At 59.3% G+C, this 16,401-nt stretch carries 17 protein-coding genes and 1 pseudogene; 13 read left to right on the forward strand and 5 right to left on the reverse strand.

Annotated features, from left to right (window positions below; translation table 11 throughout):
• Nucleotides 1-9 precede the first annotated feature (9 nt).
• Nucleotides 10-363 carry a YkgJ family cysteine cluster protein gene (locus tag KP808_RS01135; protein ID WP_058402733.1) on the forward strand — a complete coding sequence of 118 codons (354 nt, stop codon included), beginning with the start codon at nucleotides 10-12 and terminating at the stop codon, nucleotides 361-363.
• A 5-nt stretch (nucleotides 364-368) separates the two neighbouring features.
• On the opposite strand, the gene KP808_RS01140 is transcribed toward KP808_RS01135, so the two are convergent.
• Nucleotides 369-857, reverse strand: a complete 489-nt coding sequence (locus KP808_RS01140; RefSeq protein WP_004655323.1) for an Lrp/AsnC ligand binding domain-containing protein — start codon at nucleotides 855-857, stop codon at nucleotides 369-371.
• Nucleotides 858-1,014: 157 nt separating this feature from the next.
• Here KP808_RS01140 and dadA point away from each other — a divergent pair, with 157 nt between their 5' ends.
• From dadA to KP808_RS01170, 6 genes are all read left to right on the forward strand, one after another.
• Nucleotides 1,015-2,316: a D-amino acid dehydrogenase gene (dadA, locus tag KP808_RS01145; protein WP_005744838.1), complete on the forward strand. Its 1,302-nt coding sequence runs from the start codon at nucleotides 1,015-1,017 to the stop codon at nucleotides 2,314-2,316.
• Nucleotides 2,288-2,641, forward strand: coding sequence for a RidA family protein (locus tag KP808_RS01150; RefSeq protein ID WP_230017293.1), 354 nt, complete (start codon nucleotides 2,288-2,290; stop codon nucleotides 2,639-2,641). The genes dadA and KP808_RS01150 overlap by 29 nt, the downstream gene beginning before the upstream one ends.
• Before the next feature lie 87 nt (nucleotides 2,642-2,728).
• Nucleotides 2,729-3,802, forward strand: coding sequence for an alanine racemase (alr, locus tag KP808_RS01155; protein ID WP_230017294.1), 1,074 nt, complete (start codon nucleotides 2,729-2,731; stop codon nucleotides 3,800-3,802).
• 124 nt (nucleotides 3,803-3,926) lie between these two features.
• The gene (locus KP808_RS01160) at nucleotides 3,927-4,475 is read left to right on the forward strand and encodes a cupin domain-containing protein (RefSeq protein ID WP_004655316.1); all 549 of its coding nucleotides are present in this window, start codon (nucleotides 3,927-3,929) and stop codon (nucleotides 4,473-4,475) included.
• Nucleotides 4,476-4,501: 26 nt separating this feature from the next.
• Nucleotides 4,502-4,825 (forward strand): c-type cytochrome, encoded by a 324-nt coding sequence (locus KP808_RS01165; protein WP_058402736.1) that lies wholly within the window; start codon nucleotides 4,502-4,504, stop codon nucleotides 4,823-4,825.
• A 114-nt stretch (nucleotides 4,826-4,939) separates the two neighbouring features.
• Nucleotides 4,940-6,880: an acetyl-CoA hydrolase/transferase C-terminal domain-containing protein gene (locus KP808_RS01170; protein WP_230017295.1), complete on the forward strand. Its 1,941-nt coding sequence runs from the start codon at nucleotides 4,940-4,942 to the stop codon at nucleotides 6,878-6,880.
• 27 nt (nucleotides 6,881-6,907) lie between these two features.
• On the opposite strand, the pseudogene KP808_RS01175 reads toward KP808_RS01170, so the two are convergent.
• A pseudogene (locus KP808_RS01175) lies at nucleotides 6,908-7,433 on the reverse strand (Mpo1 family 2-hydroxy fatty acid dioxygenase).
• 81 nt (nucleotides 7,434-7,514) lie between these two features.
• Between KP808_RS01175 and KP808_RS01180 the strand changes: the two are divergent.
• The 5 genes from KP808_RS01180 to gcvH all read left to right on the forward strand — a co-directional run bounded on the left by KP808_RS01180 (nucleotide 7,515) and on the right by gcvH (nucleotide 12,877).
• Nucleotides 7,515-8,222: a Crp/Fnr family transcriptional regulator gene (locus KP808_RS01180; protein ID WP_230017296.1), complete on the forward strand. Its 708-nt coding sequence runs from the start codon at nucleotides 7,515-7,517 to the stop codon at nucleotides 8,220-8,222.
• Nucleotides 8,223-8,331: 109 nt separating this feature from the next.
• Entirely contained in the window at nucleotides 8,332-9,333 is a 1,002-nt protein-coding gene (locus KP808_RS01185; protein ID WP_230017297.1) for an extracellular solute-binding protein, read from the forward strand.
• Between the two features lie 262 nt (nucleotides 9,334-9,595).
• Nucleotides 9,596-11,212 carry an ABC transporter permease gene (locus KP808_RS01190; protein ID WP_230017298.1) on the forward strand — a complete coding sequence of 539 codons (1,617 nt, stop codon included), beginning with the start codon at nucleotides 9,596-9,598 and terminating at the stop codon, nucleotides 11,210-11,212.
• Nucleotides 11,213-11,364: 152 nt separating this feature from the next.
• On the forward strand, nucleotides 11,365-12,447 hold the full coding sequence (gene gcvT, locus KP808_RS01195; protein WP_122258918.1) for a glycine cleavage system aminomethyltransferase GcvT: 1,083 nt from the start codon (nucleotides 11,365-11,367) through the stop codon (nucleotides 12,445-12,447).
• A 43-nt stretch (nucleotides 12,448-12,490) separates the two neighbouring features.
• Nucleotides 12,491-12,877, forward strand: coding sequence for a glycine cleavage system protein GcvH (gcvH, locus tag KP808_RS01200; protein ID WP_122281531.1), 387 nt, complete (start codon nucleotides 12,491-12,493; stop codon nucleotides 12,875-12,877).
• Nucleotides 12,878-12,946: 69 nt separating this feature from the next.
• On the opposite strand, the gene KP808_RS01205 is transcribed toward gcvH, so the two are convergent.
• The 3 genes from KP808_RS01205 to KP808_RS01215 all read right to left on the reverse strand — a co-directional run bounded on the left by KP808_RS01205 (nucleotide 12,947) and on the right by KP808_RS01215 (nucleotide 15,652).
• Nucleotides 12,947-13,267, reverse strand: coding sequence for a DUF2388 domain-containing protein (locus tag KP808_RS01205; RefSeq protein ID WP_002551535.1), 321 nt, complete (start codon nucleotides 13,265-13,267; stop codon nucleotides 12,947-12,949).
• A gap of 142 nt (nucleotides 13,268-13,409) precedes the next feature.
• Nucleotides 13,410-15,194, reverse strand: a complete 1,785-nt coding sequence (locus KP808_RS01210; RefSeq protein ID WP_230017299.1) for a GspE/PulE family protein — start codon at nucleotides 15,192-15,194, stop codon at nucleotides 13,410-13,412.
• Between the two features lie 110 nt (nucleotides 15,195-15,304).
• A complete protein-coding gene (locus KP808_RS01215) occupies nucleotides 15,305-15,652 on the reverse strand; it encodes a hypothetical protein (protein ID WP_230018999.1) in 348 nt (115 codons plus the stop codon).
• A 124-nt stretch (nucleotides 15,653-15,776) separates the two neighbouring features.
• Here KP808_RS01215 and KP808_RS01220 point away from each other — a divergent pair, with 124 nt between their 5' ends.
• Nucleotides 15,777-16,256, forward strand: a complete 480-nt coding sequence (locus tag KP808_RS01220) for an Lrp/AsnC family transcriptional regulator (RefSeq protein WP_058402745.1) — start codon at nucleotides 15,777-15,779, stop codon at nucleotides 16,254-16,256.
• Nucleotides 16,257-16,401: the final 145 nt, after the last annotated feature.

Raw genomic sequence — 16,401 nt, forward strand, 5'->3', positions numbered from 1 at the left:
GTTGATTCAATGAGCTGCAACCGTCAGAAAATAAGTGATCTGCGCCGCCAGATTCCCTCGTTCGAGTGTGTGCCAGGCTGCCACGACTGCTGCGGCCCGGTTACCACGTCGCCCGAAGAAATGTCGCGTCTGCCGCGCAAGACTGCCGCCGAACAGGACGCCGCGCTCAATGAGCTCAATTGCGTGCACCTTGGCCCACAGGGCTGCACCGTGTATGACGAACGCCCGTTGATCTGCCGTCTGTTCGGCACCACCGAAAGCCTGCCATGCCCGAATGGCCGTCGCCCGGTCGAACTGATTCACCCGCGGGTAGAGAAGCAGATACACGAATATATGGCTTCCACCCGACAAGTGCTGGTCTAGCGCAATCAGTCGGCAATCGGCAGGTTCAGGCTCTCTTTCACTTCTTCCATCACGATATAGCTCTTGGACTCGCGCACGTGCGGCAGTTTGAGCAGGATATCGCCCAGCAGTTTGCGGTAGGACGCCATCTCGGAAATGCGCGCCTTGACCAGGTAATCGAAGTCGCCTGATACCAAGTGGCACTCCAGCACATGCGGAAGCTTCAACACGGCACGGCGGAACTCCTCGAAGGTGTCGCCAGACTTGTAGTCCAGACTGATTTCCACAAACACCAGCAGGCTGGCCTTCAGGCTTTGCGGGTTCAGGCGGGCGTTGTAGCCCATGATGATCCCTTCGCGTTCCAGCCTGCGAACCCGCTCGGTACAGGGTGTGGTCGAGAGGCCGACGCGCTCGCCCAGTTCGGTAAACGAGATACGCCCATCTGCCTGGAGGATGCGCAGGATATTGCGGTCGATCTTGTCCAGTTCACGATTTGACTGGTGTTGAGTGCGCATGGGTTATTTCCCCTCTACCAAAGCGTTTATCGCCGGGAATAAACGCCAAATATAGATGTTTATACAGTGAGAAGCACTGCCCATTGCTCAATATACTGCGCACATTCTTGCTTAAAACTTCAAAACGTCAGCGGATATCCGCGATGAGGTCATCTACATGCGCGTTCTGGTCCTTGGAAGTGGTGTAATCGGTACAACCAGTGCTTATTATCTGGCGCGTGCCGGTTTTCAAGTGACCGTGGTAGATCGCCAGCCAGCCGCCGCCATGGAGACCAGCTTTGCCAATGCCGGGCAGGTCTCGCCAGGCTATGCCTCGCCATGGGCCGCGCCGGGTGTTCCGCTGAAGGCAATCAAGTGGTTGCTGCAGCGCCACGCGCCATTGGCGATCAAGGCCACGGCAGATATCGATCAATACCTGTGGATGGCGCAGATGCTGCGCAACTGCACCGCCAGCCGCTATGCCGTGAACAAAGAGCGCATGGTGCGCCTGTCCGAATACAGCCGTGATTGCCTCGATGAACTGCGCCTGGAAACCGGCATTGCCTACGAAGGGCGCAGCCTGGGCACTACCCAGTTGTTCCGCACTCAGGCGCAACTGGACAACGCCGCCAAGGATATTGCCGTGCTCGAGCAGTCCGGTGTTCCGTACGAGCTGCTGGATCGCGACGGCATCGCCCGTGTCGAGCCCGCGCTGGCAGGTGTGACCGGTATTCTCAGCGGTGCACTGCGCTTGCCGAATGACCAGACCGGCGATTGCCAGTTGTTCACCACGCGCCTTGCAGAAATGGCCGTCGAGCTGGGTGTCGAGTTCCGCTACGGACAGAATATCGAGCGCCTCGACCACGCTGGCGACCGCATCAATGGTGTGTGGATCGACGGCAAGCTGGAAACAGCCGACCGCTACGTGCTGGCGCTGGGCAGCTATTCTCCGCAACTGCTCAAACCGCTGGGCATCAAGGCTCCGGTTTACCCGCTGAAGGGCTATTCGCTGACGGTGCCGATCACTGACCCGGCCATGGCTCCGACCTCGACCATTCTCGATGAAACCTACAAGGTCGCCATCACCCGCTTCGACAACCGGATCCGGGTCGGTGGCATGGCGGAAATAGCCGGTTTTGACCTGTCGCTCAACCCACGTCGACGCGAAACACTGGAGATGATCGTCGGTGACCTCTATCCTCAGGGTGGCGACCTGACCCAGGCCAGTTTCTGGACCGGGTTGCGTCCGACCACTCCCGATGGCACACCGATTGTGGGTGCAACACCGTTCCGTAACCTGTTCCTCAATACCGGCCATGGCACATTGGGCTGGACGATGGCGTGTGGTTCCGGTCGCTTGCTGGCAGACCTCATTGCCCGCAAGACACCCCGTATCAGTGCCGAAGGTCTCGATATCTCTCGTTACGGCAACACTCAGGAGAATGCACAGCATGTCAATCCAGCGCCAGCTCACCAATGAGCGCATGAGTCAGGTCGTTGTCCACAACGGCACCGTCTATCTGTCGGGCCAGGTCGGCGATGACATGACTGCAGGTGTCGAGCAACAGACCCGCGAGGTTCTGAACAGTATCGAGCGCCTGCTCGACCTGGCCGGCACTGACAAGACTCGCATTCTGTCGGTCACTATTTACCTGAAAGACATCGACGCCGACTTCGCCGGCATGAACAGCGTCTGGGACAAATGGCTGCCCAAGGGTTTCGCGCCTGCGCGTGCAACCGTCGAGGCCAAGCTGTGCGAGCCGGAAATCCTTGTCGAGCTGTCGGTTGTCGCCGCGCTGCCTTGAGTCTGCTGCCTTCATACTGTTGTGCCCGACGCATCTCTGCGTCGGGCTTTTCTGACCCTTTTCACCCTTCAGGCAAGAAACGTCATCATGCGTCCAGCCCGCGCCTTTATTGATCTTCAGGCACTGCGTCACAACTACCAACTGGCTCGTGAAAACAGCGGCGGCAAAGCGCTCGCGGTGATCAAGGCCGATGCCTATGGTCACGGTGCGGTACGTGTTGCCCAGGCACTGGAAGCCCAGGCCGACGGTTTCGCAGTGGCCTGCATCGAAGAAGCGCTCGAGCTACGCGCGGCAGGCATCCGTGCACCTGTTCTGCTGCTTGAAGGTTTTTTCGAAGCCGATGAACTGGCGCTGATTGTCGAGCACAACTTCTGGACGGTCGTGCATTCGACCTGGCAACTGGAGGCCATCGAGCAGGCGCAGCTCGCCAAACCTTTAACGGTCTGGCTCAAGATTGACACCGGCATGCACCGCGTCGGTCTGTACCCGCATGAATATCAGGCCGCCTATCAGCGCTTGCTGGTAACCGGCAAAGTAGCCAGAATCGTCCTGATGAGCCACTTCGCCCGCGCCGATGAACTGAACAGTGGATGCAGTGATGAACAGTTCGCTGTATTCGAGAGCTTTCGCAAAGGCCTGGTTGCAGAAACCAGCCTGAAAAACTCCCCGGCCGTTCTGGGCTGGCCGCATATTCCAAGCGACTGGTCGCGCCCCGGCATCATGCTCTACGGTGCCACGCCGTTTGGTCAGGCGCACCCGCTGGCGGACCGCCTGCAACCGGTCATGACCCTGGAATCGAAGATCATCAGCGTGCGTGAACTGCCTGCCGGTGAAGCTGTGGGCTATGGCGCGACGTTTGTCTGTGACCAGCCATTGCGTATTGGTGTGGTGGCAATGGGGTACGCCGACGGCTACCCGCGTCATGCGCCGACCGGCACGCCGGTGCAGATCGACGGTCAGTCCTCCCGGCTGCTCGGGCGAGTGTCCATGGACATGCTTTGCGTAGACTTGACCGGCGTACCGCAGGCCGGGCTTGGCAGCCGGGTCGAGTTATGGGGCAAGCACGTGCTCGCCAGTGAAGTGGCCACGCGGGCAGAAACGATTCCCTACGAAATCTTCTGCAATCTGCGTCGCGTTCCGCGTATCTATTCCGAAGACTGATCAAGCCCCTGTCCGTCAGGCCGCTGTATGCCTGGTGTCTGTCGAAGTGTTGTAAATATTGAACGCTGTTGCCATGATGGCGTTCATCTCGACTAGACCTGACAAAACCTGGGGGAATATCGCATTGGACGTGGGTGAACGACTGCAATCGATCCGCAAGCTCAAGGGCCTGTCCCAGCGTGAACTCGCCAAGCGCGCAGGCGTGACCAACAGCACCATCTCCATGATCGAAAAAAACAGCGTAAGCCCTTCGATCAGCTCGCTGCGCAAAGTGCTCGGCGGCATTCCCATGTCCATGGTCGAGTTTTTCTCGGAAGAAACCGTTCCGGAAAACGCAGCGCAGGTGGTGTACAAGGCCAGCGAGTTGATTGATATCTCGGACGGTGCCGTGACCATGAAGCTGGTCGGCAAGTCGCACCAGGGCCGTGCCATCGCCTTTCTTACCGAAACCTACCCGCCGGGTGCCGATACCGGTGAAGAAATGCTCGTCCACGACGGTGAAGAAACCGGAATTCTCGTCGAGGGGCGACTGGAGCTGGTGGTGGGTCTCGACACCTACGTGCTGGAGGCCGGTGACAGCTATTATTTTGAAAGCACCCGGCCGCATCGCTTCCGCAACCCGTTCGACGTACCGGCACGATTGATCAGTGCGGCAACGCCAGCCAATTTCTGACCCGCCCTCTTTGCAGTGAGTAACGCGTGAAGCTGACCCGGAAGATTCTGAGCACCGCAGGCGTTCTGACGTTGTGGGCGTTCAATGTGCAAGCTGCCGATACCGCCCGAGCCCCTGACGACATCATCGCCGCCCATTGCGTCGCCTGTCACAGCGTCGGCCTGCTCAACGCGCCGAAAACCGGTGATACGGCCGCCTGGGAAGAACGTGCCAGACAAAAAGGCGGCCTTGACGGCCTGCTGGCCAGCACCATCAAAGGCCTGGGAATCATGCCGCCGAAAGGCACCTGCGGCGATTGCACAAACGACGAACTCAAGAGCGCCATTCAGAGCATGTCGGGTCTGAAGTAAGCGCTGTCTCGTTACCACGCTGGAGCGTGGGAACGAGAGTTGCGTGGCGAGCATGCAGCAATTTCACATTGCCACCGGTCCAAGCTGCACCAATAACAATTCAGGAGAGCTGGGATGCCGTATTCCTGTTCCATCGAGCACGCTGTCGATCACGTTCTGGCGCAGTTGCCCGAGCATATTCACCTCGGCATGCCGCTCGGGCTGGGCAAGCCCAATCGGTTCGTCAACGCGCTGTACCAGCGCATCAGCCAGTTGCCCGAGCGACGACTGACGATCTACACCGCGCTGACACTCGGGCGGCCAACGCCGGGAGAGGGTTTGCAGGCGCGGTTTCTGGAACCGTTTCTGGAGCGGGTCTTCGGTGACTATCCGGAACTGGATTTTCTGGCCGCGTTGCGCCGCGACAAACTTCCACACAACATTCGCGTGCAGCAATTCTTCATGCAGCCGGGCAGCCTGCTGAACAGTGAGTCAGCCCAGCAAGACTACGTCAGCAGCAATTACAGTCATGCCGCCCGCGATATCAATGCCAACGGCCTGAATCTGGTCGCGCAACTGGTGGCCCGTGACGATCAGCACCCGGGCAAGCTTAGCCTGAGTTGCAACCCGGACGTGACCCTCGACCTGCTGCCCATGATCGCCAAACGCCGCGCCGCCGGAGAAACCATCCTCATGCTGGGCCAGGTCCACGCCGACCTGCCTTACATGCCGGGCGACTCGGAGCTGGATGTCGAAGCGTTTGACCTGCTGATCAACGAAGATGAGCGCAGCACGCTGTTTTCCACCCCGAACATGCCGGTGGGTTATCAAGACCATTTGATCGGCCTGCATGCCAGCACACTGGTGCGTGACGGCGGCACGCTACAGATCGGTATCGGCTCGATGGGCGATGCGCTGACCGGCGCACTGCTGGCCAGGCAAGCCGACAACGATACCTGGCGCAACCTGCTGGCCGAGTTGAACATGAGTAACTGGCAGACCCTGATCGACCGCGAAGGCGGCCTTCAGCCGTTCGCCAGCGGTCTTTACGGTTGCAGCGAAATGTTCGTCAACGGTCTGCTGGTACTGGCCGATGCCGGCATCGTGCGCCGCAAGGTGTATGCCGACGCAGAGCTGCAGCGGCTGGCCAATCTGGGCACACTGGATGAAGACGCCCATCCCGATGGCGTGGTGGTGCACGGCGGCTTTTTCCTTGGCCCGAGCAGTTTCTACGAGCGCTTGCGCGAGCTGCCCGCCGAGCGACTGGCGCAGTTCAACATGACTGCCATCAGCTATATCAACGAGCTTTACGGTCAGGAAGAACTCAAACGCCTGCAACGCCGCGATGCGCGCTTCATCAACAGCGCGTTTACCGTCACCCTGATGGGGGCGGCAGTGGCTGATCAGCTGGAAGACGGCCGGGTGCTCAGTGGCGTGGGCGGTCAGTACAACTTCGTGGCGCAGGCCCATGCACTGGAAGGCGCCCGTTCGATTCTGATGCTGCGCAGCTGGCGTGAGTCGGGCGGCGAGGTCAGCTCCAACATCGTCTGGCAGTACGGCCACACCACCATTCCCCGACACTTGCGCGACATTGTCGTGACCGAATACGGCATTGCCGATCTGCGCGGTCAGACCGACGCCACGGTGATCGAGCGCATCCTCAACATCACTGACTCGCGGTTTCAACCCGGCTTGATCGAGCAGGCGCAAAAGGCCGGGAAGCTGCCCAGGGACTTCCGCCTTGATCCACGCTTCACAGAGAACACCCCGGAACGCCTCAAGGACACGGCATCGCGCTATCCGTCGCTGTTTACTGAATACCCGCTGGGGTGCGATTTTACGGGCGAAGAGCGCGACCTGATGCGTGCGTTGAACTGGCTGAAGAGCAAGCTCAAACTCACCGAAATCCTCGAGTTGGGCAAGGCCACTCTGGACGCTCCCGACCCCGAAGCCTTCCCGGAGCACTTGCAACGAATGCAACTCGACCAGCCTCAGGGCTTGCGCGAAGAGTTGTATCAGCGGCTGCTGCTGGCCGGGCTGCACAACACCAGCGGGACCAGCGGACTGACGAGCTAAGGCGCGGAGACTGATTGTTAACGGTCGCTAAATCGCAGCCTTGCGGGTATTGCGCCCCACCGGGCCGGAGCGTTCTTCGATGGCGTGTTGCAGCGGTTTGCGCAGGCCCATCAGGAACGCCAGCTCCGCGATCACGAACAGCGGGCCGATGATCAGGCCGGTCACGTCATCGATAAACGCCGGTTTGCGCCCTTCGTAGTAATGGCCGATGAACTGGATGATCCAGCCGATCACAAAGAGCCCGACGCCCGCGCTCAGCCAGACCATGGTTGCCTGTTGCGCAAGGTTGGCCCCGGCCCAGATGCACAGTGCCAGCAGCACTGCCATGACCACGCCCAGTGCACGGTCCAGCCGCAGATAGAAAATCGTCGAACCCAGAGCCAGCAGGGCCGCGGGCGAAACCCACAAGTCGCTTACAGCCCAGCCCGGACGCGACAGAAGTACCGCCACGGCGAGTACAATCAGCGGAATGCCCCACGAAGTGCGTCACGATATTGCGTGAATCACGGTGATACGCAGCGTATTGGCTGAGATGATCGACAAGGGTTTTCATTATTATTCCTGCCTGAGACGATAATCGGCTTGAGCCAGGATTGTTGTACAACACGCATGGCTGAAATAAAAGGGAGCAAAAATGACAAATGGAGTGTCGTGGCGGTCACGATTGCTATCCGATTACTGGTTTTCTCATTTACCTGCCGGTTTGCAGGATAGCCTGCTGGACGCTTCTCGCCAGCAGCGCAGGACGCCTGGCAGGACGCTGTTCGAGAAAGGCGATCTGCCCTGCGGTCTTTATGTGTTGCTGGAGGGCTGTGTGCGTATCGGCGCTGCCCATGAGCAGCGGCTTTCGAGTGTGGAGCCGATGCGTGCGCCTATGTGGTTTGGCGAAGTCTCGCTGTTCGACGGGTTGCCGCGCCGTTTCGAGGTCTGCTCGCTGGAGCAGAGCATCTTTCTGCATATCCCTCAGCAGTTTCTCGTCGAGTTGCTCGACAGGCACCCGGAATACTGGCGCTGGTTTGCCGCGTTACTCAGCCAGAAAATCGGTTTGCCGCTGCAGAACCCCGAGAAAATGCGCCGACTGCCTCCCAGAGCGAGGGTCGCATGGCGCCTGTTGATGCTCAGTGAGGGCTATGGTCCGTTGAGCCATGCACGCCGCCTGATTGTGCTCGAGGATATTCAGGCCGTGGAGTGCCTCGCGCTTTCCCCGCCGGCCTTGCTGGAAGTGCTTCGGGATCTGCATGAGCGCAAGATCGTGCGCCTGGGAGAAGGGCAGCTGGAAGTGTTCGATGTGGACAAGCTGCGCAGGGTTGCGAACTTTTCCAAAGCCAGGGCCGTTTGCTGATCAGGCTGTCAGCCAGAAACATCCGGTAACGGCTCCGCTGCCGCTTCGATTGAGATAGCAAATGGGATTCACTACCATTTCGCCTCATTTGCGAACGCGAGATACCCCGATGCAGGCAAGCAAGCGTCTTCTGGCTGCTCTGACACTGACTTTACTGGGCAGTACCGCTCAGGCTGCTGATGAAGTGGTGGTGTATTCGTCCCGGATCGACGAGCTGATCAAGCCGGTGTTCGATGCCTACACAGCCAAGACCGGGGTGAAGATCAAGTTCATCACCGACAAGGAAGCGCCATTGATGCAGCGCATCAAGGCCGAGGGCGAGAATGCCACTGCCGACCTGTTGCTGACGGTCGATGCCGGCAACCTCTGGCAAGCCGAACAGATGGGCATCCTGCAGCCATTCACCTCACCGGTGATAGAAGCCAACATTCCGCCGCAATATCGCTCATCCACTCACGGCTGGACCGGCCTGAGCCTTCGCGCACGAACCATCGCCTACTCCACTGACCGGGTGAAGCCTGTCGAACTGACCACGTATGAAGCGCTGGCCGACAAGAACTGGGAAGGGCGCCTGTGCCTGCGCACCGCGAAGAAGGTCTACAACCAGTCGTTGACCGCCACGCTGATCGAAACCCACGGTGCCGAAGCATCCGAGAAAATCCTCAAGGGCTGGGTGAATAACCTGTCCACTGATGTCTTTTCCGATGACATCGCAGTGCTTGAGGCGATCAATGCCGGGCAGTGCGATGTGGGCATCGTCAATTCCTACTATTACGGGCGCCTGCACAAGGAAAAACCTGGCCTGGCGGTGAAGCTGTTCTGGCCGAATCAGGCGGACCGGGGTGTACACGTAAACCTGTCGGGTATCGGCCTGACCAAGTACGCCCCGCACCCTGAGGCTGCCAAGGCGCTGGTCGAGTGGATGACCGGTCCGGATGCGCAGAAGATCTTCTCCAGCGTCAATCAGGAGTTCCCGGCCAATCCGAAAGTGGCACCCTCGGAAGAAGTGGCGAGCTGGGGCCAGTTCAAGGCCGACACCATTCCGGTCGAAGTGGCAGGCAAGCGTCAGGCAGAAGCGATCCGCATGATGGATCGCGCGGGCTGGAATTGATTTAATACCCAGTGCCTTATCGTTATACATAAGACTCGTGGGAGCGAGCTTGCTCGCGAAGAGGCCGGCACAGCGCCGTAAATGAGGTGTTTGGGCTGTTGCTTTCGTGAGCAAGCTCACTCCCCACAAAGGTGTATGTCCGGCCTGGTACTACGGTTCATCCCCCCCATTTTCCGGGTGTGTAACGGTGGGCGCTCCAGCGCCGTAGACGAATGACGCAGAGACTTGTCACTCACTCATCCATCCCGATTTCGAGAACACCGTGGCCCATCCTGTCCAACGTCGCTGGTACCCACTGGTCTTCGCCATCGCTGCGCTGGTGTTATTGCCGCTGAGCGTGCTGCTGCTGTCGTGGGAGACCATTGACCAACAGATATGGTCACACCTGCTGGAAACCCAGATGTCCCGTCTGCTGGGCAACACGTTGATTCTGGTGCTGGGTGTCGGTGTGGGTGTAACGCTGCTGGGGGTGAGTCTGGCCTGGCTGACCAGCCTGTGTGAATTCCCTGGTCGGCGCTGGCTGGACTGGGCGCTGATGCTGCCTTTCGCTATCCCCGCCTATGTGCTGGCGTTTGTATTTGTCGGGCTGCTGGATTTTTCCGGCCCGGTGCAAACGCTTGTGCGTGAATGGTTCGGTTCCGGTCTGCGCCTGCCTCGGGTGCGCTCCACCGGTGGGGTGATCATCGTGCTGGTGCTGGTCTTCTATCCCTACGTCTACCTGCTGGCGCGCACGGCGTTTCTGGCGCAGGGCAAGGGGCTGATGGAAGCTGCGCGAGTGTTGGGCAACACGCCCTTGCAGGCGTTCTGGCGTGTGGCGCTGCCAATGGCGCGTCCAGCCATCGGGGCAGGCGTGGCATTGGCGCTGATGGAAACCCTGGCCGATTTCGGCGCGGTATCGGTGTTCAACTTCGACACGTTCACCACCGCCATCTACAAGACCTGGTACGGCTTCTTCAGCCTGTCCAGCGCTGCGCAACTGGCCAGCCTGCTGCTGTTGGCAGTGCTGGTGCTGCTGTATGGCGAACGTCGCGCCCGCGGTGCAAGCCGACCGACCAATGAACGGCCGCGCGGCGCTGCGCTTTATCCGCTTAGCGGTATCAAGGCCTGGGGAGCCAGCTTTTGGTGCGGGCTGGTGTTTCTCTGTGCCTTCGTCGTGCCGGTGCTGCAATTGATCGTCTGGGTCTGGCAGCGCGGCCGGTTCGACCTCGACGAGCGCTATACCGGCCTGATTCTGCACACGCTTTATCTGGGCGGTATGGCGGCGTTGATCACTGTCAGCGTGGCGCTGATTCTGGCCTTCGCGCGGCGCATGGCACCCACGCCTGCGATCCGCTCCGGCGTCAGCCTCGCCAACCTGGGTTACGCGCTGCCGGGTTCGGTACTGGCCGTTTCAATCATGCTGGCGTTCAGTTATCTGGACCGTGAGCTGGTCGTTCCGCTTTCCGGCTGGCTGGGCGGTGCAGGCAAGCCGTTGTTGCTGGGCAGCCTTTCGGCGCTGCTGCTGGCTTACCTTGTACGTTTCATCGCGGTCGCCTTCGGCCCGCTGGAGCACAGCCTGTCGCGTATCCGTCCCTCATTGCCTGAAGCCGCACGCAGTCTGGGGGTCAGCGGACCAAAGTTGTTTCTCAACGTGTATCTGCCGCTTTTGGTTCCGGGAGCCTTGAGCGCTGCGTTGCTGGTGTTCGTCGATGTACTCAAAGAGATGCCTGCGACCCTGCTGATGCGCCCGTTTGGCTGGGATACGCTGGCGGTACGCGTGTTTGAAATGACCAGCGAGGGGGAGTGGGCACGAGCGGCATTGCCAGCTTTGTCGCTGGTGCTTGTAGGATTATTACCCGTCATCGGGTTGATTCGTCGCTCTGCCCGTCAGATTGGCTAGGTGCGGGTCCTTCACCTTGCGGCTACAATGCGCCGCAATTGGTGCGGTCTGACAGAAAATTCGGCCAGCTGTAAGTGCTGCAAACTCCGGTTTATTGGGGGCTTGCCGATCTTTTCTGCCCGCACCTTCGCCACGCCCGGAAGGAGAAACCCATGGGACAGCGTACCCCCCTGTTCGACCTGCACCTCGCCCTTGGCGCGAAGATGGTCGATTTTGGTGGCTGGGACATGCCGTTGCATTACGGATCGCAGGTCGAGGAACACCATCAGGTGCGTCGCGACTGTGGGGTCTTCGATGTCTCTCACATGAACGTGATTGATGTGGTTGGCCGTCAAGCCAGAACCTGGCTGCGTTACCTGCTGGCCAACGATGTGGACAAGTTGAAGACCCCGGGCCGAGCCTTGTACAGCGCCATGCTGGACGAAAAAGGCGGGGTTATCGATGACATGATCGTCTACCTCACCCCCGAAGGTTATCGGCTGGTTGTCAACGCCGCGACCGGAGTCAAGGATCTTGCCTGGATGCAGTCGCAGCTGGGCGACTTCGATGTACAACTGATCGCGCGCAGCGAAATGGCGATGCTCGCGATTCAAGGGCCAAAGGCCAGAACCCGTATCGCCGAGCTGGTTTCAAGCTCCCGCGCCGAACTGATCCACCAGCTCAAGCCGTTTGAAGGTCTTGATGATGGCGACTGGTTCATCGCGCGCACCGGTTATACCGGTGAAGACGGTCTGGAAATCATGCTGCCTGCCGAAGAGGCCCAGCGCTTTTTCAATGAACTGGTCGGCGCGGGTATTTCCCCGATCGGTCTGGGCGCTCGCGATACGTTGCGCCTGGAGGCAGGCATGAACCTGTACGGTCAGGACATCGGCGAGCATGTTTCGCCGCTGGCATCGAATATGGCCTGGAGCATTGCCTGGGAACCTGCCGACCGTGATTTCATCGGGCGTCAGGCGCTGGAGAGCGAACGAGCCGAAGGCATCACCTCCAAACTCGTCGGCCTGGTGCTTGAAGAGCGCGGTGTTTTACGGGCGCATCAGGTGGTACGTGTCGCAGAAATTGGCGAAGGAGAGATCACCAGTGGTAGTTTCTCTCCTACGCTGAGCAAATCCATTGCTCTGGCGCGCGTTCCGATGGCAACTGCTGACCGGGCCGAGGTGGAAATCCGCGGCAAGTGGTATCCGGTGCGGGTGGTGCAGCCAGCGTTTGTGCGCCACGGCAAGACCCTGATCTAACCTATGGCGGGTTTTCCGCTGACCCGATGTTGAGGATGACTAAATGAGCAATATTCCCGCCGAGCTGCGTTTCGCCGAAAGTCATGAATGGGCACGTCTTGAAGCAGATGGCACCGTGACCGTCGGCATCTCGGACCACGCACAGGAAGCGCTGGGCGATGTGGTCTTCGTCGAACTGCCGGAAATCGGTAAAGTGTTTGCTGCCGCTGCTACTGCTGGTGTCGTCGAGTCGGTCAAGGCCGCCTCGGATATCTACTCGCCGGTTGCCGGTGAAGTAATCGAAGTCAATGAAGCGCTGGGCGATTCGCCCGAGTCGCTCAACAGCGAGCCGTACAGCGCCTGGATCTTCAAGCTCAAGCCAACTGCCGCTGAAGCCGATCTGGCCAAATTGCTGGATGCTGCAGGTTACAAAAGCGCGATCGGCGAATAACCGATTGCCGGACAAAAAAATGCCGCTCATCGAGCGGCATTTTTTATGCGCAGTATTTGCCTGCAGGGCTTACTGGTTTTCAGCGACCAGGTTTTTATCCAGGATCGCGTTGGCCAGTTCCATGTCGGTGGCTTTCAGGCCTGGATTGTCTTTGCGCACCTGTTCGATGGCCGCTTCCAGGAACGGACCGCGGATGCCGCCGTCGCTGGCAACGAAGCTGCCTGCGTCATCCTGTGCGGCAACGATCAGCTTGTGATCCTTGAAGGTCAGGTAAGTCGAACCGGTAGTGGCACCCGAGGACAACACATTACGCCAGAAGGTGTCAGCCATCGCTGAACCCATTGGGATGGAAAGCAAGGCTACGGTGGCGACAGCAAACTTGAGACGCATGATGAGTTACTCCAACTGTGGTTGTTCTGAGGGGTTGGATAGCCAAAGCCACGAACTAGTTCAATCAAGGTGTACCAAGTAGTTCACTTTAGCTGGCATCACCACGATGCATGGCCGTCTGGAACAACGCTTTCAACCCTGATCAGCGTTGCTCGCTCTGCGGTGTCACTCGCAGCACTTCCTCAAGTGTAGTGAGCCCTGCCGAGACTTTCTGGGCACCGGACAGACGCAAACTGCGCGTCCCTTCCTTGAAGGCCTGACGACGCATGGCAGTCAGGTCCAGGTCCGCGGAAATCAACGCCTTGATGTTGTCGGACATGACCATGATCTCGTAAACCCCGGCGCGGCCCCGATAGCCGGTATCGCGACATTCCACACAACCGACCGCCTGATGCGCGCCGGGCGGTACGGGGGCCTGCCACGGGCGGGTCAGGGTTTGCCAGTCGGTTTCATTCAGGTTGATCGGAGCCTTGCAGTGCGGACACAGGGTCCGCACCAGACGCTGGGCCATGACGCCAAGGATGGTCGCCTTGAGCAGGTAATGCGGCACACCCAGCTCGAGCATGCGACTGATGGCGCTGGGTGCATCGTTGGTGTGCAGCGTCGACAGCACCAAATGCCCGGTGAGTGCCGCCTGAATGGCCATTTCAGCCGTCTCCAGGTCGCGAATTTCGCCGATCATGATGATATCCGGGTCTTGTCGCATCAAGGCGCGCACGCCAGCGGCAAAGTTCAGATCAATGTTGTGTTGCACCTGCATCTGGTTGAAGGCCGGCTCGACCATCTCGATAGGGTCTTCGATGGTGCAGAGATTGACTTCAGAAGTCGCCAGCTTCTTGAGGGTGGTGTACAGCGTGGTGGTCTTGCCCGAACCGGTCGGGCCAGTGACCAGGATGATGCCGTTGGGCTGACGGGTCATTTCCTGCCAGCGACGCAGATCATCGCTGGAAAAGCCCAACTGGTCGAAGTCCTTGAGCAGCACCTCGGGGTCGAAGATCCGCATCACCATCTTTTCGCCGAACGCCGTCGGCAGGGTCGACAGGCGCAGCTCCACTTCGCGATTCTCGGGTGTGGTGGTTTTGACCCGCCCGTCCTGCGGTTTGCGTTTTTCAGCGACGTTCATCCGCCCCAGGCTTTTCAGGCGGCTGACAATCGCCATGATCACCTGCGCCGGAAACTGGTAAACGTTATGCAGCACGCCGTCGATGCGAAACCGCACGGTGCCCTGTTCGCGGCGCGGCTCGATATGAATATCGCTGGCGCGCTGCTGAAATGCGTACTGGAACAGCCAGTCGACGATATTGACGATGTGCGCGTCGTTGGCGTCCGGCTCCTGATCACTGGCACCAAGCTTGAGCAACTGTTCGAAGTTGCCCATGTTGCTCATTTTCTGATCGGACGCGCTGGCGCCGCTGACCGACTTGGCCAGCCTGAAAAACTCCATCGCCATGCGTTGAATGTCTGTCGGGTTGGCGACCACACGCTTGATCTGCAGCTTGAGCACATGCGCAAGATCCCCTTCCCAGGAGCGCACGTAGGGTTGGGCGCTGGCGATGGTCACCGACTCGCGGTCAACCGCCACGGCCAGAATCTTGTGGCGCTGGGCAAAGGCGTAGGACATCAATGGCGTGACGGCTGCCACGTTGATTTTCAGCGGGTCGATGCGCATGTAGGGCTGGCCACAGGCTTTGGCCAGCCAAGCGGTCAGGGTTTCCAGGTCCAGCTTCTTGCCAGGCCGCTTCAAGTCGTCAAACTGCAGCGAAGCGAGAAATTCGAGAGGATGCAGCTGGATGTCCACCGCACTGCGACGCTGGGTGAGTGCCGTTTCTGCGTCGTCCTGGCCGAGATAGCCTTCGGCAACCAGATCTCGCAGCACATCATTCAGATCAAGCCAGCGATCCTGTGAAGAGGGGGCCAGGGCTGCCATGTGCGCTCCTTGAGGCAATTCGTCATTGGGCGATGAACAAGAGTAGACGCCAAGCGTGACAGCGTTACTCGTTCTATGCGACCGGGAATTACCGGAGCGGCTAAATTGATTCAGCCGGTCGCCAGCGCCACATGTGTTTGTGGGCTGTTCTGAACGTCGACCTGTTCGACCTCCACCGAGCAGACATCGATCAGGTTGCGCATTTTTTCGCCGATCACCTGCGCTCTGTGCCAGCTCAGGCTGGCAACTTGCAGGTCGATGAGCAGCGTCTTTTCTTGCCGCGCAACACTGAGCTGGTCGGGAATCAGGTACTGCATTGCAAACAGGTTCAGCACCTGACAGAGCAGCGCCGGCTCGGCTGCGGCAACAATTTGGTAGCGCGCACAGCATGCCGCATTACTGGATGACCAGTTGTCGGGACGCTGCAAAGGGGCGGTAACGGCTTCCAGGTCAGGCATGTGGATACTCCAGAATAGTGGGAGAATCTTTACATACGGAAAAAGAAATTTCTGGTCCATCATCATCTGGATTAGGCTTGTCTGGACTTGTTAATGCGTAAAAAGCCAAGCCGGGAAATTAATTATGCAAATCGAGCTGGACGTTTACGACCGCAAGATTCTCGCGCTGCTGCAAGAGGACTCGTCGCTCTCCAGCGCGCAGATTGCCGAGCAGGTCGGGCTGTCGCAGTCGCCTTGTTGGCGTCGTATTCAGCGGCTCAAGGATGAGGGGGTCATCCGTCGTCAGGTTGCGTTGCTGGATCGCAAGAAAATCGGCCTGAACACACAGATCTTCGCCGAGGTAAAACTCAACGCCCACGGGCGCTCCAACTTCACCGAGTTCACCGACGCGATTCGTGGTTTTCCGGAGGTGCTGGAGTGCTATGTACTGATGGGGTCGGTGGATTTTCTGCTGCGCATCGTGACGCCGGACATTGAGGCATACGAGCGGTTCTTCTTCGAAAAGCTCTCGCTGGTGCCCGGTATCCAGGAAGTGAACTCGACAGTGGCGCTGTCAGAGATCAAATCCACCACCAGCCTGCCGCTGCTGCGCCAGGGAGGCTGAACTCATACCGGATGCCGAGGTGCGCTTTTGACTATCGTGCCAATGCTCCGCGTTGGCATGCAGTTCGTGACGCTCTGCGTCACAAGTTTGCGCCGCGCCGCACACTCAAGATCGGACGCGGAGCGTCCAGAACGGCGTCCCCACG

This window comes from Pseudomonas savastanoi (genome assembly GCF_020917325.1).
Lineage (GTDB): Bacteria > Pseudomonadota > Gammaproteobacteria > Pseudomonadales > Pseudomonadaceae > Aquipseudomonas > Aquipseudomonas amygdali.

Coding starts and splice junctions, on each gene's coding strand:
- KP808_RS01215 (WP_230018999.1), bottom strand. CDS start 15,652: ATGCCTGACCTGGAAGCCGTTACCGCCCCTTTGCAGCGTCCCGACAAC.
- KP808_RS01205 (WP_002551535.1), bottom strand. CDS start 13,267: ATGCGTCTCAAGTTTGCTGTCGCCACCGTAGCCTTGCTTTCCATCCCA.
- gcvH (WP_122281531.1), top strand. CDS start 12,491: ATGAGCAATATTCCCGCCGAGCTGCGTTTCGCCGAAAGTCATGAATGG.
- KP808_RS01185 (WP_230017297.1), top strand. CDS start 8,332: ATGCAGGCAAGCAAGCGTCTTCTGGCTGCTCTGACACTGACTTTACTG.
- KP808_RS01140 (WP_004655323.1), bottom strand. CDS start 857: ATGCGCACTCAACACCAGTCAAATCGTGAACTGGACAAGATCGACCGC.
- KP808_RS01135 (WP_058402733.1), top strand. CDS start 10: ATGAGCTGCAACCGTCAGAAAATAAGTGATCTGCGCCGCCAGATTCCC.
- KP808_RS01180 (WP_230017296.1), top strand. CDS start 7,515: ATGACAAATGGAGTGTCGTGGCGGTCACGATTGCTATCCGATTACTGG.
- alr (WP_230017294.1), top strand. CDS start 2,729: ATGCGTCCAGCCCGCGCCTTTATTGATCTTCAGGCACTGCGTCACAAC.
- KP808_RS01210 (WP_230017299.1), bottom strand. CDS start 15,194: ATGGCAGCCCTGGCCCCCTCTTCACAGGATCGCTGGCTTGATCTGAAT.
- dadA (WP_005744838.1), top strand. CDS start 1,015: ATGCGCGTTCTGGTCCTTGGAAGTGGTGTAATCGGTACAACCAGTGCT.
- KP808_RS01220 (WP_058402745.1), top strand. CDS start 15,777: ATGCAAATCGAGCTGGACGTTTACGACCGCAAGATTCTCGCGCTGCTG.
- KP808_RS01150 (WP_230017293.1), top strand. CDS start 2,288: ATGTCAATCCAGCGCCAGCTCACCAATGAGCGCATGAGTCAGGTCGTT.
- gcvT (WP_122258918.1), top strand. CDS start 11,365: ATGGGACAGCGTACCCCCCTGTTCGACCTGCACCTCGCCCTTGGCGCG.
- KP808_RS01170 (WP_230017295.1), top strand. CDS start 4,940: ATGCCGTATTCCTGTTCCATCGAGCACGCTGTCGATCACGTTCTGGCG.